Here is a 14,230-nt window from a genome sequence, read left to right as displayed (position 1 = left end):
CTACGCGCGCAAAGCGGCCAGCAGGTCCGCCGGCGCGGCCTGCATGGTGTGCGGGCCGGCGATGTCGAAGAACACGCCCTCGAGCATGTCGAGGTGGGCGGCCAGGAACTCCTCGAGCCGCGGCCCGTCGTAGACCATGACCTGCCGGATCTTCTCGTCCGGCACCATCGCCGTGTAGGCGTCCGCCGACGAGAACAGCAGCAGGATGCGCTTGTCCGACCCCTCACGGCCGAACACCCGCACCTGCATGTCCTTCTTGCCGGTGACGAGTCGGGGGACGATCACGATGTCGTGGCGGAGCGCGAACGCCACCGCAGCGACGTCCTGCTTCGCGAGGGCTTCCTCGAGCTGTTCGCTCCGGAAGCGCTGTTCCTTGTCTGCCATCAGCTCAATTCCACCAGATTTTCGTCGTTCCGTGACGCACGGGTAGCCAGTCGGCCCAGAGCACGCTAGCCTGATGGAACCGCTTCGGCGGCGCTCAACGTCCGGGCGAGGTGGTTTGCCCCTCAACCCGGGCCCCAGGGTCACTGGCCGACAGGCCTGGCCCCGAACCCGTCCCGCCGGCACCTGCCCGCGTGGCGCATCACCCCCGTCGACGTACGTCGGGGTCTCCGTCGGTGCATCTGCACCTTGGCGGAAGCAAGAAAGCTAAGGAAACGCCATCATGGCATCTACCGGTACCGTCAAGTGGTTCAACAACGAAAAGGGCTTCGGCTTCATCGCCCCGGACGACGGCAGCGCTGACGTCTTCGCGCACTTCTCTGCGATTGCTGGCAACGGCTACAAGTCGCTCGAGGAGAACCAGAAGGTGGAGTTCGACATCACCGAGGGCCGCAAGGGCCCGCAGGCGGAGAACATCACCGTCCTCGGCTGATCACATCAGCTTGAACAGGCCCCGTCGTCTTCGGACGACGGGGCCTGTTGCTGTTTCCGGCGCACTGCTCGGCACAGCCCAGCCGGAACGGATCGGAACCGCGAACCGCGCACCCGCCGCCTACTGCAGGATGAACTGCACCGAGGTCTTCGACTCGAGGTTCCCGACGGCGACCTGCAGGTGGTAGCTCGCGCCTCCCGCGGTGACCGCCGGCCGTGACGAGTCGCACGTCGACGTGGACGAGCGGGTCCGGTCCCAGGCGATCGCCGGGGTCGTGAGCGTCTGACCGGACTTGATCGTGACGTCCTGGTTCGTGCCGCCGGTCTGGCAGTCCTTCGACGACCAGTACTGCTCCTGGCCGGAGCTGATGGTCAGCACCTGCTGCGCCGATCCGAGGTCCAGGTGGCAGGAGTTCGTGCCGGAGTTCTTGATCGACATCGCGACCTTCGGGTCCTCGGTGGGGCCGTAGGCCGACTTGTCGAGCACGGGGGTCAGGACGATCTGGTCCTTCGTGCAGGTCGAGCCGTCGGCAGCAGCGGGCTTCGACGCAGAAGCCGAGGCGGAAGCCGCCGGCTTCGGCGCCGCGGACCGCGAGGACCCAGAACCGGACCCAGACCCAGAACCGTCAGACGACGCATCGGCACCAGACCCGGCACCAGCAGAGGCCGACGCACTCGGTGCCGCCGACGTGGCCCCGCTCCCCCGCCCGACGACGATGAGCACCACGACCAGGACGACGACCAGCAGCGCCCCGAGCACGAGCGCCCGGCGGCGCCAGTAGACGACCGGCTTCTCGGGCCCGACGGGGTGACGCAACGACGACATGCGCACAGGGTAGACAACGGCGCGGGCCGCACCCGGCCACCCCGCCGGGCGGCACGAGAAAGCGTCAGAGGTTCTTCAGCATGCGGGTGTTGCCGAGGGTGTTCGGCTTGACCCGTGCGAGGTCGAGGAACTCGGCGACCCCTTCGTCCGACGAGCGGACCAGTTCGGCGTAGACGTCCGGTGAGACGACGCTCTCGCCGATCTCCAGGTACCCGTGCTTCGCGAAGAAGTCGACCTCGAAGGTCAGGCAGAAGATCCGGGCGACGCCGAGTTCGCGGGCGTCGTGCTCGAGCGCTTCGAGCATCCGGTGCCCGACGCGCTTGTGGATCCACTGCTCGTCGAGGGCGAGCGTGCGCACCTCGGCGATGTCGTCCCAGAAGACGGCGAGCGCGCCGCACCCGATCGGGGTGCCGTCGGGCCCTTCGGCGATCCGGAACTGCTGGATCGAGCCGTACAGGGCGACGTTCTCCTTGCCGAGCAGGATGCGCCGGTCGACGTAGGGGGCAATGAGCCGCTGGATGTGCGGGACGTCCGAGGCGAGCGCCGGACGCACGAGGATCCCGTGGTCGTCGCGCTCGTGGAACGCGTGCTTGCCGTGCTCTGTCATCCGCCCCACACTACTGCGCAGCGACGGACGGACCCGCATCCGCCGAAGCCGCAGGGGGACAGCGCTGCTGAGTGCCGCCCAGGTCGATCGGCCTACCGTCCGGGGTATGCCTCAGATCATCGAAACCGTCGACGTCAACGTCCCCGTCCGCCAGGCCTACGACCAGTGGACCCGTTTCGAGGAGTTCCCGCACTTCCTCGACGAGGTCGAGAAGATCGTCCAGGTGGACGACAAGACCACCGACTGGACCGTGAAGATCGCCGGCCAGGAGCGCGAGTTCCGGGCCCTCATCACGGAGCAGCACCCCGACGAGCGTGTCGCCTGGACCGTGAAGGACGGCGAGACCGACCACGCCGGTGTCGTCACCTTCCACAAGCTCTCCGACGCCGAGACCCGCGTCACCGTGCAGATCGACTGGGAGCCCTCCGGCATCCTCGAGAAGCTCGGCTCCGCCGTGGGCGTCGGCGGCCACGCCGTCAAGAAGGACCTGCAGAACTACAAGGAGCGCGTCGAGAACGCACCGACCCAGCCGGGCTGGCGCGGCGACGTGCAGGCGTAGTCCGCACCACACGACGGACGGGAGGCGCGGTGCCAGCTGGCACCGCGCCTCCCGTTCGATCGTCCCCCGTTCGGCATCCCCCCATCGAAATGCCGACCTGACGAGCGAGCGCGAGCCTGGCAGAGTGGTGACACCGGCCGACGCGCTGGATCAGTTTTATCATGTCTGAGACAGATGTGAGAGTGGGGACACGTGATCGAGTACAACGACGACGACGCACACCGTCGGGAACTGTCGCGCAAACTGCAGCTCCTGATGGACGTCGTCGAGGCCAACTCGGGCCAGCGCCCCCCGTACAAGGAGATCGCCGCCGAGATCGAGGCGCAGGGTGCGTCGATGAGCCGACCGCGCTGGGGCTACATGCTCGGCGGCAACGGTCCGGCTGTCCGTGACCAGCGGCTCCTGGCGGCCCTGGCGACCTACTTCGGCGTCCCGGCGGAGTACCTGACCGACGCTGCCGGCAACACGGACGTGCCGGAGCGGGTGCAGGCGCAGCTGGAGCTCGTGCTCGAACTCCGCAAGCGCGAGGTCGTCGCGTTCGCGACCCGACGCCTGGGTGAGTTCGCCTCGGCGGACGAGATCCGCGACTTCACCGACCACCTGCGTCGCCTGGACGAATCGGGCGGCACCCCGTGAGCGGGTACCGCGACCGCTTCGACGCCCTGCGTCGGCAGACCGAGGCCCGTCGCCGCGTGCAGCGCCTCGGCCTCCCCCGTCGGCTGTCCCTGCCGGAGCTGACCGCCCGCGCCGAGGCGGCGCTCGGCAAGCCGATCCACGTGCGCACCACGGAGCTGCCGGGCGACCTGTCCGCGCGGCTCATCCAGCGCACCGACCACGCCCTGCTCGAGACCCGCCCCGGGCTGTCCGAGCGCTCCCGGGTGGCGTGCGTGCTGCACGAACTCGCCCACGTGTTCATGGACGACACCGGCTGCGACCACCAGGCGTACACGGGGCTGCTCAGCGGCCGGACGGCGTTCACCCGCTCGCTGGACACCCCGCACGAGCAAGCCGTCGAGCTCGTCGCCGACCAGCTCGCGCTGCGGATCGGGCTGCTCGACCCCGAGGGCCAGCCCGGGATCTTCCGGTGACGCGGTGACGCTGCACGTCTGGGGGTCGATCCCGGTCTGGCTGATCCTGGCAGTGCTGGTCGCCCGGCTGCTCCTGGTGCGCACCCAGTCGGCCAGCGTCACCTGGCTGATGGTCTGCTGCAGCTGCGTCGCCGTCGGACTCACGATCAACCAGCCCGACGTCACGACGTTCCTCGCCGGCGTGACGCACGTGCCGAACATCGCCGACCTGATCGGCCGCTGCCTGATGGTGTGCGGCATGTTCGCCCTCGCGCAGTCGGTCGAGGCCGCCGCACGCTCCGCCAAGCTCCTGCGCGCCAGCCGCATCATCGGCTGCGTGCTCGTGCTCGTCGCCCTCGTCGTGCTGTTCAGCCTCATCGACGCACCGACGCCCACGGCGCAGTTCATGGTGGCCTACGGCGACCAGCTGCCGACCGCGCTCTACTCGGCGGTCGAGATGACCTACATCGCCATCGTGATCGCCCGGTCGGCCGTCGCCGTCCTGCGCGGGTTCCGGAGCGGCGACGGGCTCGGCCGTCTGTACTGGCTCTTCGTCGTCGGTGCCGCCGGCCTCGTGCTGCTCGCCGGCATCGCGATCGCCCTCGACGCCGTGCACGTCGCCGGTGCCGACGGTGCGGTCGGGGTCCTGTCGAAGCTCTACACCCCGGTGTTCCTCGGCTCGATGGTCCTGCTCGCCATCGGCGCGGCCGGCGGCGTCCTGCCCGACGCCGCACGGGAGTTCCGCGACTGGCGGGCCGCCCGACGCCGGTTCCGCGTGCTCGAACCGGAACTCCGGCGGCTCGAGACGGCATCGGGCAACACCGGGCTCTACTTCACGATCGTGTGGCAGCGTCGCCAGTGGCGGAGTCGGCAGCACCGACTGTCCGTCGAGATCGAAGACCGCGCGCGCGAGGCCGGGCAGGACGTCCCGGCCGCTGCGACGCTCACCACGGCACGACTCAGGGAGATCACATGACCGGCGCACGCATCACGGCACTCGGCACCGCAGCAGGAGCGGTCGGCACGCTCGGACTCGGCGCCTTCGTCGCACGACGGTTGCTGTTCCCCACGCCGTACACGGCGACCGCCACGGTCCGCAGCGCCACCGACACCGAGGTCGAACTGACCGCCACCCGCGACACCCGCCTGCCGGGCACCTACGACCTGCAGCGCGACGACACCCGGGTGCAGGTCGGCGCGATCACCACCGCGGGCACAGCGACCGGGACCGGCAGCGACGGCGACACCGTCCGCCGCAGCGTCACCGCCCCCGTGGCGACCGGTGCGTGGGGCTGGGACGCCCTGCGGTACGACGGACCGGACGACGTGCCCGGCACCGAGCCCGATGCCGCCACGACCCACGTGGTCCACGTGCACGGGCAGTCCCTCGGCCCGCGCCAGGTCCTGCGCGGTGTCGGGGTCTGGCGTTCGCTCGGCGCCTCGTCCGAGGTCGTCGACACCACCGACCTGCCGCTCCGCTCCCTCGACGCCGGGGCAGCGGACCGGATCGTCGCCGCCGTCCGCGCCGCCCGGGCCCGTGGTGCTCAGCGCGTCGTGCTGCAGGGCTGGTCCGCCGGCGCGCTCGCCTGCTCCGTCGCCGCCGCACGCGTCGACGTCGACGGAATCGTGGCCGTCTCACCCCTGCTCGACGTCGCCTCGGCACTCCGCGGAGCCGTCCGTGGCGCGCACCTGCCCGCGTTCGTCGGCACGGTCGCCGCCCGCATCGCGACAACGAACGTGCTGTCACGGCTCGCCGGGGCCCCGACCCCCGTGACGACGACCACGTGGCAGGACTCGTCGACGCCGACGCTGCTGATCCACTCCGAGGCCGACGCCCTGGTCGCAGCCGACGACGTCGCCGCCGTCGCCGCGCGGCAGGGCGCCACCACGGTCACGTTCCGCACGGCACCGCACACGCTCGAGTGGAACGAGGACCCGGAGCGCTGGGAGCGCGCCGTCCGCGACTTCGCCGCACAGCTGCCTGCCGCGGGCTGACACGGCCGACCGGCCGGCCGGCCAGCCGGCACCACCCCGGACGTGCAACGGCCCCGGTCTGCGAACAGACCGGGGCCGGCTGCGTCTCGATCCGTTGGGGGGAACCGATCGAGCGCGACGCGCGAGGAGTTGGGGGGAACGTCTCGCGCGTTGTCATCACAGTACCCCCGGACGGGGGTCCGTGGCCGCAAGGGCGCGCAGATCGGCGATGCGGGATCTGAACGCGACCCGGGAACGAACAGGAGGCTCGGTGCCAGCTGGCACCGAGCCTCCTGTCCGTGGGGTGTCAGGTCCTAGGACTCGATCTCGCCCTGGGGCGTGTCGGTCGCGGCCTCGACCGCGGCTGCACCGGCGAGGACCTCTTCGCGGCCCGGCTGACGCCCGGTCTCGAAGTGGAACGCACCGTCGACGAAGTCGACCTTCACATGGTCGCCGGCGTTGAGCTCACCCTGCAGGATGTGCTCGGACAGCTGGTCCTCGACCTCGTGCTGCATCGCGCGACGCAGGGGCCGAGCACCGAGGGACGGGTCGAACCCGACCTTGATGAGCTGCTCCTTGGCCGGCAGCGTGAGCTCGACGGTCATGTCGCGGTCGAGCAGACGGTCGGCCAGACGCTTCACGAACAGGTCCACGATCTGCAGCAGCTCGGGCTGCGACAGCTGCGGGAACACGATCGTGTCGTCGACACGGTTCAGGAACTCGGGCTTGAAGTGCTTCTTGAGCTCCTCGTTGACCTTGCCGCGCATGCGGTCGTAGCCGACGGCCGAGTCACCCTCGACCTGGAAGCCCACCGGGCCACCGGCGATGCCCTGCGAACCGAGGTTCGTGGTCATGATGATGACGGTGTTCTTGAAGTCGACCACGCGGCCCTGACCGTCGGTGAGACGGCCTTCCTCGAGCACCTGCAGCAGCGAGTTGAAGATGTCCGGGTGGGCCTTCTCGATCTCGTCGAACAGGACCACGGAGAACGGCTTGCGGCGCACCTTCTCGGTGAGCTGGCCGCCCTCCTCGAACCCGACGAACCCGGGAGGGGCACCGAACAGGCGGGACACGGTGTGCTTCTCACCGAACTCCGACATGTCGAGGGAGATCAGCGCACCCTCGTCGTCGAACAGGAACTCGGCGAGGGCCTTGGCGAGCTCGGTCTTCCCGACGCCCGTGGGGCCGGCGAAGATGAACGAGCCGGAGGGACGGTTCGGGTCCTTCAGGCCAGCACGGGTACGGCGGATGGTCTTGGACAGGGCCGAGATGGCCTCTTCCTGACCGATGACGCGCTCGTGCAGTGCCTTCTCCATGAAGACGAGACGCGAGGTCTCCTCTTCCGTGAGCTTGAACACCGGGATGCCCGTGGCCTGGGCCAGGACCTCGGCGATGATGCCCTCGTCGACGGTGCCGGACGCGGCGACGTCACCCGCACGCCACTGCTTCTCGAGGCGGAGACGCTCGCCGAGGAGCTTCTTCTCCTCGTCGCGCAGGCTCGCGGCCTTCTCGAAGTCCTGCTCCTCGATGGCGGCTTCCTTCGACCCGCGGACCGTCGAGATCTTCTCGTCGAACTCGCGGAGCTCCGGCGGCGCCGACAGGATCGACAGACGCAGGCGAGCGCCGGCCTCGTCGATCAGGTCGATGGCCTTGTCCGGCAGGAAGCGGTCCTGCACGTAGCGGTCAGCCAGGTTCGCCGCGGCGACGATCGCGCCGTCGGTGATGGACACCTTGTGGAACGCCTCGTACTTGTCGCGCAGACCCTTGAGGATGTTGATCGCGTGGGGCAGCGACGGCTCGTTGACCTGCACCGGCTGGAAGCGACGCTCGAGTGCGGCGTCCTTCTCGAAGTGCTTGCGGTACTCGTCGAGCGTGGTGGCACCGATGGTCTGGAGCTCACCGCGGGCGAGGAGCGGCTTGAGGATCGAGGCCGCGTCGATCGCGCCCTCGGCTGCACCGGCACCGACGAGCGTGTGGATCTCGTCGATGAAGACGATGATGTCGCCGCGGGTGCGGATCTCCTTCGTGACCTTCTTCAGGCGCTCCTCGAAGTCACCGCGGTAGCGGGACCCGGCGATGAGCGATCCGAGGTCGAGCGAGTAGAGCTGCTTGTCCTTCAGCGTCTCGGGCACGTCGCCCTTGACGATCGCCTGGGCGAGGCCCTCGACGACGGCGGTCTTGCCGACGCCGGGCTCACCGATCAGGACGGGGTTGTTCTTGGAGCGGCGGGAGAGGATCTGCATGACCCGCTCCATCTCCTTCTCGCGCCCGATGACGGGGTCGAGCTTGCCGTCGCGCGCGGCCTGGGTGAGGTTCCGACCGAACTGGTCGAGGACCTGCGAACCCTGCTGCGCGTTCTGCTGCTGCTCGCCGCCGACGGCGACCGCTTCCTTGCCCTGGTAGCCGGACAGGAGCTGGATGACCTGCTGGCGCACCCGGTTCAGGTCGGCGCCGAGCTTCACGAGGACCTGGGCTGCGACACCCTCGCCCTCGCGGATCAGGCCGAGCAGGATGTGCTCCGTGCCGATGTAGTTGTGGCCGAGCTGCAGCGCCTCACGCAGGGACAGCTCGAGCACCTTCTTGGCGCGCGGCGTGAACGGGATGTGCCCGGTCGGCTGCTGCTGGCCCTGCCCGATGATGTCCTGGACCTGCTCGCGCACGGCGTCGAGCGAGATGCCCAGCGACTCCAGCGCCTTGGCGGCGACGCCCTCGCCCTCGTGGATGAGGCCGAGGAGGATGTGCTCGGTGCCGATGTAGTTGTGGTTGAGCATCTTCGCTTCTTCTTGAGCGAGGACGACAACACGACGGGCCCGGTCGGTGAATCTCTCGAACATGTGCTCTCCCTTGGCCCCTGATGAGCGGAGCCGACGCTGTGCCGGTCTCGTGTGAGTCCGGCCAAGTACTTCGAGAGTAACCAGCGCTCCCCCCGGGGGCTGCCCCTGTTCGCCGTGGGCGTGACCAGGGTGCGTCTTGTGCGCAGTGAGCGAACGACGAGACGGACTGGAGGCTCGTGGCGGGATCGCCACGGGCCTCCAGTCCGCTTGTCGGTCGCGCTGGGTCAGGCGCGCCGCACCGCGCGACGCAGGTCACGTCGGAAGCGGCGCGCGTCGACGCCCAGGGCGTCGAGGACGTCGTGCGCCGATCCGGCGAGCGGATCGTCGACCGAGTCGAGCACGGCGAGGACGACGTGCGGCGGTCGGATGCGCTCCGAACGGCCGGCGATCGTCGCGGCTCGGGCGAGCACGCGCATCGCGGCGGGCGTGCACGCGACGCGGTCGTGTTCGCCGGGGCAGGTGGTGTGGGCGCCGACGAAGGCGCGGATGCCGGAGCGGACGGTGTCCGGGGTGATCCGGTGGGCGTCGAGGACGGGGCGGAAGCGGGGCATGCCGGCGCAGAGCGTGACGGCGGCCAGCAGCAGGTGTTCGGCGTCGACGAAGCCGAAGCCGGACTCGTGGGATTCGAGGTCGGCGAGCAGCACGATCTCGCGGCCGTGCCGGACGGAGGGGAGGGCGACGGAGAGTTGAGCGGTCTGCATGTATTCAGAATATCGCATGCTTCCGGGAAGGGACAGCCCGCATCGGAGGTCCGCTCGGTACGATCCGCTCATGGAGCAGCCCGTCGTCGGCCTCGTCGTCCACCCGACCAAGAACGTGCAGGAGTCCGTGACGACCCTGCAGCGCTGGAACGCGTCCGGCCAGGGCGAGCTGCTCGCCCGGCGCGCGGACGCCCAGCGCATCGGCGGCGGGGTCGACGTGGTCGACGACGACGACTTCACCGACCGCGTGGACCTGGTCGTGGCCCTCGGCGGCGACGGCACCATGCTCGGCGCGATGCGGCTCGTGGCGAAGCGCCCGGTGCCCGTCCTCGGCGTGAACTACGGCAACGTCGGGTTCCTGGTCGAGATCGAGCCGCCCGAGCTCGAGAGCGCTCTGGAGCGGTTGTCCGCCGGCGAGTACCAGCTCGAGCCGCACCACGCGCTCGAGGCCCGGTTGTCCTGGGGCGGTGCCCGCACCGACTACCTGGCGTTCAACGACCTGACCATCGTGCGGCGGCCCGGTGCCGGGCAGGTCTCGGCCGACCTCAGCGTCGGGGGGCTCGGGTACGGGTACTACCGCGCCGACGCGATCGTGGCCGCGACACCCGCCGGCTCCACCGCGTACAACTACGCCGCCGGTGGGCCGGTGCTCTCCCCCGCGCTGTCCGGCTCCGTGGTGACGCCGGTCGCGCCGATGGCCGGGATCGACCGCTCCGTGGTGCTCGCCGCGCGGGAGCGCTACCGGTTCGACATCGCCGAGGGCACGAGGAGCGCAGCGCTCGAGGTCGATGGGCTCGTGGTCGGCGAGGTGGCCACCGGGGCGCAGATCGACATGCGACTCCGCAAGGACGCCGGCAGCGTGGTGCGGCTCGACGCCGAGCGGCACGGCCGGACCGGACGTGTGAAGCTCAGCCTGCTCGACCTGCCGGTGCGGCCAGACCAGCTGGTCGAGCTCATCCCGAGCGATCTGCGGCAGAAGCTCCGGCGGGAGATCGACGACTGACGCCGCCCGCCCTGGCCCCGGGAACGTGAATGGCCCGCTCGAGCAGTGCTCGAGCGGGCCGTCCCATCACCCCACCGGATCGTCTTCCCACAGAACGACCCGGTTTCCCCGCGCCGGCACGGGTGAACGTGCCGGCCGAAGTCCACTGACCTAGTCGGTCAGGTACAGCTGCATGTCCTGCGAGACCGCCTTGGCGAACAGCCGCAGCTTCGCACGCGACTCCACCCGGCTGACGGCCTGGCGGGTCGTGTGCACGATCTTCGAGATCTCGTCGAGGGTCATCGGCTTGTCGTCGTCCAGGCCGTAGCGCATGCGGATGACGTTCGCCTCGTCGCTGGGCAGCTCGGCGACGATGGAGCGGATGTCGCGGTGCAGCAGCGTCGTCTCGGTGAGCTCGTTCGGGCTCGCGGCGTCCTCGTCCTCGATGAAGTCACCGAGTTCGCTGTCGTCGGAGTCGCCGACCACGGTGTGGATCGAGACCGGCTCGTGCGAGCGGCCCTTGAGGTCGACGAGTTCCTCGACGCTCATGCTCAGCTCGGCGGCCACTTCCTCCGGCATCGGCGCACGGCCGAGGTCGACGGTCAGGTCACGCTCGGTGCGCGAGATCTTGTTGATGAGCTCGACAGTGTGCACCGGGATGCGGATCGTGCGTGCCTTGTCGGCGAGACCACGCGAGATGGCCTGGCGGATCCACCAGGTGGCGTAGGTCGAGAACTTGTAGCCCTGCGTGAAGTCGAACTTCTCGACCGCACGGACCAGGCCGAGGTTGCCTTCCTGGATGACGTCCATGAAGGGCAGGCCGCGCTGCGAGTACCGCTTGGCGATGCTCACGACGAGGCGGAGGTTCGAGGTGATCATGCGCTCCTTGGCGCGCTCACCGTCGCGGACGAGCCAGCGGAGTTCACGCTGCAGGGTCTTCGCGAGGCCCTTCTCGGTGGCGAGCTTCTCTTCGGCGAAGAGCCCGACCTCGATGCGGCGTGCGATCTGCGCTTCTTCCTCGGCGGTGAGGAGCGAGAGACGGCCGATGTGACGGAGGTAGTCGCCGACCTGGTCGACCGAGGCGCCGCGGACACCGGCGAGCTGCTCGTCGGCCTCGACCTCGGTGTCGAGGGAGGTGGTGGCGGACTCGGCGGTCGCGGTCTTCGATGCCGATGCCTTCTTGGTGGCGGTGCGGCGGGTGGTGCTGGGTGCAGCCGTTGCGATCGTCATGGTGTTTCTCCCTGCGTTCGACGGTGATGGCTTCGTGGGGCGTTGCCGGGGGGTGCTGATGAGTAAAGCGGCCCGGAGGTGTACCCCACAAATCGTTCGGAGCGATTCTCAGGGTTCTCCGTGCTTCGTCATCGAAAGCGTCCCCCGCGGGGTACAGCCCATCGACAGTCTGGTCCCCCAATCGGCCCTGGATCAAGCGGCTAACGCCGTGTTTCCGGCGTTGCAGGCGTGTTTCACCAGCGTTTCCGATCGTGTACCCCAGGCGACTGCGTACTCCGGACATGCAAAAGGGGTACGTCCGACCGGATCAGTGCGATCTGGTCGTCGTACCCCGAATACCGAATGGGTGGGGGTCACCAGGAGGGTTCGAGCCACCCGTCCCGGCGCTTGGAGACCTCGAGGTCTGCGTCTCGGTCGAACTCGTCGTACTCGCTCTCGATGTCACCGACGAGGCTGCGGCCCGTGAAGGGATGTGCGGTGGTTGCCATGCGGACGATGCTCACCCCGGCACGCGTCGGCGAGGTGAACGGTGCGTGACGGTCCGTCGGCGCTCAGACGTCGAGGTCGTCGACGTCGCCCTCGTCGTCGAGGGGTCCGTCGTCGCTGCCGACGGGCGAGACGGACGCCCCGGACGCCGGGTGTCCGAAGGCGTCCTCCACATCGAGGTCGTCGAGGTCATCGACGCCGGCGGCGGACTCCGGGATGGTGGGCATGCGCGACAGGATCACACCGCGCGGTGAACACGGGGTGAAGTGGATCGTCCGCGGGCGGCTACTCGGCCGACGTCGGAGCCGGCGCGGGGCGCCCGTGCTCACGCTCGAAGCGGGCGCGCTCCTCGGCCTCGACCTTGGCGTACGCGGCACGCTCGGTCCGGTCGGCACGCATGATCGCGCGCATCACGAACCAGAAGATCAGGCCGACGACGATGGTCGGCGTCAGGGCGAAGACGATCCCGCTTACGACTCCTTCAGGCACCCGAGCATCGTACCCCGGTGGACTCGGAGTTACTTGACCAGCGGGAACAAGATCGTCTCGCGGATGCCCAGGCCCGTGATGGCCATGAGCAGGCGGTCGATCCCCATGCCCATGCCGCCCGACGGGGGCATCGCGTGCTCCAGGGCCCGCAGGAAGTCCTCGTCGACGCGCATCGCCTCGAGGTCACCGCCGGCCGCGAGCTTCGCCTGCTCGACGAACCGCTCCCGCTGCACGACCGGGTCGACGAGCTCGGAGTACGCCGTGCCGAGCTCGAAGCCGCGGACGTAGAGGTCCCACTTCTCGACGACGCCCGGACGGGTGCGGTGCTGCCGAGTGAGCGGCGAGGTGTCGACCGGGAAGTTCATCACGAAGGTCGGGCGGTCGAGCGAGTCGATGACGAAGTGCTCCCAGAGCTCCTCGACGTACTTGCCGTGCGTGGCGTGGGCGACCTCGACGCCCTCGGCCTCGGCGAGCGCCTGCAGCTCGGACAGCGGGGTCTCCGGGGTGATCTCGCGCCCCGCGGCCTCGGACAGCGAGCCGTACATGTCGATGCGGGGCCACTCGCCACCCAGGTCGTAGGTGCTGCCGTCGGGCAGGGTGACCTCGAGCGCACCGCCGGTGACCGCGCGGGTCGCGTTCTGCACGAGCTCCTGCGTCAGGTCGGCCATCTGCTCGTAGTTGCCGTACGCCTGGTACGCCTCGACCATCGCGAACTCGGGCGAGTGCGACGAGTCGGCGCCCTCGTTCCGGAAGTTCCGGTTGATCTCGAACACCCGGTCGATGCCACCGACGACGGCGCGCTTCAGGAACAGCTCGGGTGCGATGCGCAGGAACAGCTCGGTGTCGAAGGCGTTCGAGTGCGTCACGAACGGTCGGGCCGAGGCGCCGCCGTGCTGGGTCTGCAGCATCGGGGTCTCGACCTCGAGGTACTCGTGCGCGGTGAAGGTCTGGCGGAGCGAGGCCATCACGGCAGCGCGGGCACGCACGGTGGCGCGGGCCTCGTCGCGCACGATGAGGTCGAGGTAGCGCTGGCGGACCCGCGTCTCCTCGTTGAGCTCGTTGTGCAGGTTCGGCAGCGGCAGGATCGCCTTCGCCGCGATCGCCCAGTCGTCGACCATGATCGACAGCTCGCCGCGGCGCGAGGAGATCACCCGTCCGTGCACGAACACGTGGTCGCCCAGGTCGACGAACTCCTTCCAGCGGGCGAGGGACTCGTCGCCCACCTCGGCCAGGGAGACCATCGCCTGGATGCGCGAGCCGTCGCCCGACTGCAGGGACGCGAAGCAGAGCTTGCCGGTGTTACGAGAGAACACCACACGACCCGCGATGCCCACGACGTCCTGGGTCTCCTCGCCGGTCTCCAGGTGCGCGTACTGCTCGCGCACGGCCGGGATCGTCGAGGTGATGGGGAGCTCGGCGGGGTACGCCTCGATGCCCGACTCCAGCAGCTTCGCCCGCTTGTCGAGCCGGACCTGTCGCTGCTCGCTGGTCTCCTGCTCGGCCAGTGCGGCGGCGTCGGCGATCGCGGTGTCGGGGGTGACGGTCTCGTCGGTCATGCGGGTGCGGCTCCGATGGTCGTGGGGGTCGGGGGAAATGCTACCC

17 protein-coding genes are annotated in these 14,230 nt (G+C 69.5%); 7 read left to right on the top strand and 10 right to left on the bottom strand.

What is annotated here, in order from left to right:
- Entirely contained in the window at positions 1 to 384 is a 384-nt protein-coding gene (locus DEJ20_RS00950; protein ID WP_017887661.1) for an SseB family protein, read from the bottom strand.
- 280 nt (positions 385 to 664) lie between these two features.
- Here DEJ20_RS00950 and cspE point away from each other — a divergent pair, with 280 nt between their 5' ends.
- Positions 665 to 874 (top strand): transcription antiterminator/RNA stability regulator CspE, encoded by a 210-nt coding sequence (cspE, locus tag DEJ20_RS00945; RefSeq protein ID WP_017887662.1) that lies wholly within the window; start codon positions 665 to 667, stop codon positions 872 to 874.
- A gap of 120 nt (positions 875 to 994) precedes the next feature.
- Here the strand turns inward: cspE and DEJ20_RS00940 are convergent, their stop codons facing one another.
- Both DEJ20_RS00940 and DEJ20_RS00935 read right to left on the bottom strand, forming a co-directional pair.
- Positions 995 to 1,699, bottom strand: a complete 705-nt coding sequence (locus tag DEJ20_RS00940; protein WP_111234389.1) for a hypothetical protein — start codon at positions 1,697 to 1,699, stop codon at positions 995 to 997.
- Positions 1,700 to 1,763: 64 nt separating this feature from the next.
- Positions 1,764 to 2,306 (bottom strand): amino-acid N-acetyltransferase, encoded by a 543-nt coding sequence (locus DEJ20_RS00935; RefSeq protein ID WP_071245253.1) that lies wholly within the window; start codon positions 2,304 to 2,306, stop codon positions 1,764 to 1,766.
- 106 nt (positions 2,307 to 2,412) lie between these two features.
- Between DEJ20_RS00935 and DEJ20_RS00930 the strand changes: the two genes are divergently transcribed.
- From DEJ20_RS00930 to DEJ20_RS00910, 5 genes are all read left to right on the top strand, one after another.
- Complete coding sequence (locus tag DEJ20_RS00930) at positions 2,413 to 2,865, top strand: SRPBCC family protein (protein ID WP_027467072.1); 453 nt, start codon at positions 2,413 to 2,415, stop codon at positions 2,863 to 2,865.
- 192 nt (positions 2,866 to 3,057) lie between these two features.
- Entirely contained in the window at positions 3,058 to 3,501 is a 444-nt protein-coding gene (locus DEJ20_RS00925) for a hypothetical protein (RefSeq protein WP_035809351.1), read from the top strand.
- Positions 3,498 to 3,953, top strand: coding sequence for a hypothetical protein (locus DEJ20_RS00920; RefSeq protein WP_111024020.1), 456 nt, complete (start codon positions 3,498 to 3,500; stop codon positions 3,951 to 3,953). The genes DEJ20_RS00925 and DEJ20_RS00920 overlap by 4 nt, the downstream gene beginning before the upstream one ends.
- Positions 3,954 to 3,957: 4 nt before the next feature.
- Positions 3,958 to 4,908: a hypothetical protein gene (locus tag DEJ20_RS00915; RefSeq protein ID WP_111234390.1), complete on the top strand. Its 951-nt coding sequence runs from the start codon at positions 3,958 to 3,960 to the stop codon at positions 4,906 to 4,908.
- Positions 4,905 to 5,927, top strand: a complete 1,023-nt coding sequence (locus tag DEJ20_RS00910; RefSeq protein ID WP_111234391.1) for a DUF8805 domain-containing protein — start codon at positions 4,905 to 4,907, stop codon at positions 5,925 to 5,927. Before DEJ20_RS00915 ends, DEJ20_RS00910 begins: the two co-directional genes overlap by 4 nt.
- Before the next feature lie 293 nt (positions 5,928 to 6,220).
- On the opposite strand, the gene DEJ20_RS00905 is transcribed toward DEJ20_RS00910, so the two are convergent.
- Positions 6,221 to 8,740 (bottom strand): ATP-dependent Clp protease ATP-binding subunit, encoded by a 2,520-nt coding sequence (locus DEJ20_RS00905; protein ID WP_027467068.1) that lies wholly within the window; start codon positions 8,738 to 8,740, stop codon positions 6,221 to 6,223.
- Positions 8,741 to 8,964: 224 nt separating this feature from the next.
- Positions 8,965 to 9,441: a Clp protease N-terminal domain-containing protein gene (locus tag DEJ20_RS00900; protein WP_181422596.1), complete on the bottom strand. Its 477-nt coding sequence runs from the start codon at positions 9,439 to 9,441 to the stop codon at positions 8,965 to 8,967.
- 70 nt (positions 9,442 to 9,511) lie between these two features.
- Between DEJ20_RS00900 and DEJ20_RS00895 the strand changes: the two genes are divergently transcribed.
- A complete protein-coding gene (locus DEJ20_RS00895) occupies positions 9,512 to 10,444 on the top strand; it encodes an NAD(+)/NADH kinase (protein ID WP_027467066.1) in 933 nt (310 codons plus the stop codon).
- A 150-nt stretch (positions 10,445 to 10,594) separates the two neighbouring features.
- Here DEJ20_RS00895 and DEJ20_RS00890 read toward each other — a convergent pair whose 3' ends face one another.
- The 5 genes from DEJ20_RS00890 to lysS all read right to left on the bottom strand — a co-directional run bounded on the left by DEJ20_RS00890 (position 10,595) and on the right by lysS (position 14,184).
- On the bottom strand, positions 10,595 to 11,653 hold the full coding sequence (locus DEJ20_RS00890) for a sigma-70 family RNA polymerase sigma factor (RefSeq protein WP_035809350.1): 1,059 nt from the start codon (positions 11,651 to 11,653) through the stop codon (positions 10,595 to 10,597).
- Between the two features lie 353 nt (positions 11,654 to 12,006).
- Complete coding sequence (locus tag DEJ20_RS00885) at positions 12,007 to 12,141, bottom strand: hypothetical protein (RefSeq protein ID WP_258320880.1); 135 nt, start codon at positions 12,139 to 12,141, stop codon at positions 12,007 to 12,009.
- A 63-nt stretch (positions 12,142 to 12,204) separates the two neighbouring features.
- Complete coding sequence (locus DEJ20_RS00880) at positions 12,205 to 12,366, bottom strand: hypothetical protein (RefSeq protein ID WP_163343079.1); 162 nt, start codon at positions 12,364 to 12,366, stop codon at positions 12,205 to 12,207.
- 58 nt (positions 12,367 to 12,424) lie between these two features.
- A complete protein-coding gene (locus DEJ20_RS00875) occupies positions 12,425 to 12,628 on the bottom strand; it encodes a hypothetical protein (protein WP_071245264.1) in 204 nt (67 codons plus the stop codon).
- A gap of 29 nt (positions 12,629 to 12,657) precedes the next feature.
- Positions 12,658 to 14,184 carry a lysine--tRNA ligase gene (lysS, locus tag DEJ20_RS00870; RefSeq protein ID WP_111234393.1) on the bottom strand — a complete coding sequence of 509 codons (1,527 nt, stop codon included), beginning with the start codon at positions 14,182 to 14,184 and terminating at the stop codon, positions 12,658 to 12,660.
- Positions 14,185 to 14,230: the final 46 nt, after the last annotated feature.

Origin of the sequence: Curtobacterium sp. MCSS17_005, from assembly GCF_003234225.2 — a bacterium.
Lineage (GTDB): Bacteria > Actinomycetota > Actinomycetes > Actinomycetales > Microbacteriaceae > Curtobacterium > Curtobacterium flaccumfaciens.
Note: the sequence above shows the minus strand (reverse complement) of the source record. Positions and strands in the feature narration are given on the sequence as shown.

Bases quoted from the DNA above. Each gene is read 5' to 3' on its own strand.
- DEJ20_RS00950 (WP_017887661.1), bottom strand. From the start codon at position 384: ATGGCAGACAAGGAACAGCGCTTCCGGAGCGAACAGCTCGAGGAAGCC.
- cspE (WP_017887662.1), top strand. From the start codon at position 665: ATGGCATCTACCGGTACCGTCAAGTGGTTCAACAACGAAAAGGGCTTC.
- DEJ20_RS00940 (WP_111234389.1), bottom strand. From the start codon at position 1,699: ATGTCGTCGTTGCGTCACCCCGTCGGGCCCGAGAAGCCGGTCGTCTAC.
- DEJ20_RS00935 (WP_071245253.1), bottom strand. From the start codon at position 2,306: ATGACAGAGCACGGCAAGCACGCGTTCCACGAGCGCGACGACCACGGG.
- DEJ20_RS00930 (WP_027467072.1), top strand. From the start codon at position 2,413: ATGCCTCAGATCATCGAAACCGTCGACGTCAACGTCCCCGTCCGCCAG.
- DEJ20_RS00910 (WP_111234391.1), top strand. From the start codon at position 4,905: ATGACCGGCGCACGCATCACGGCACTCGGCACCGCAGCAGGAGCGGTC.
- DEJ20_RS00905 (WP_027467068.1), bottom strand. From the start codon at position 8,740: ATGTTCGAGAGATTCACCGACCGGGCCCGTCGTGTTGTCGTCCTCGCT.
- DEJ20_RS00900 (WP_181422596.1), bottom strand. From the start codon at position 9,441: ATGCAGACCGCTCAACTCTCCGTCGCCCTCCCCTCCGTCCGGCACGGC.
- DEJ20_RS00895 (WP_027467066.1), top strand. From the start codon at position 9,512: ATGGAGCAGCCCGTCGTCGGCCTCGTCGTCCACCCGACCAAGAACGTG.
- DEJ20_RS00890 (WP_035809350.1), bottom strand. From the start codon at position 11,653: ATGACGATCGCAACGGCTGCACCCAGCACCACCCGCCGCACCGCCACC.
- DEJ20_RS00885 (WP_258320880.1), bottom strand. From the start codon at position 12,141: ATGGCAACCACCGCACATCCCTTCACGGGCCGCAGCCTCGTCGGTGAC.
- DEJ20_RS00880 (WP_163343079.1), bottom strand. From the start codon at position 12,366: ATGCCCACCATCCCGGAGTCCGCCGCCGGCGTCGATGACCTCGACGAC.
- lysS (WP_111234393.1), bottom strand. From the start codon at position 14,184: ATGACCGACGAGACCGTCACCCCCGACACCGCGATCGCCGACGCCGCC.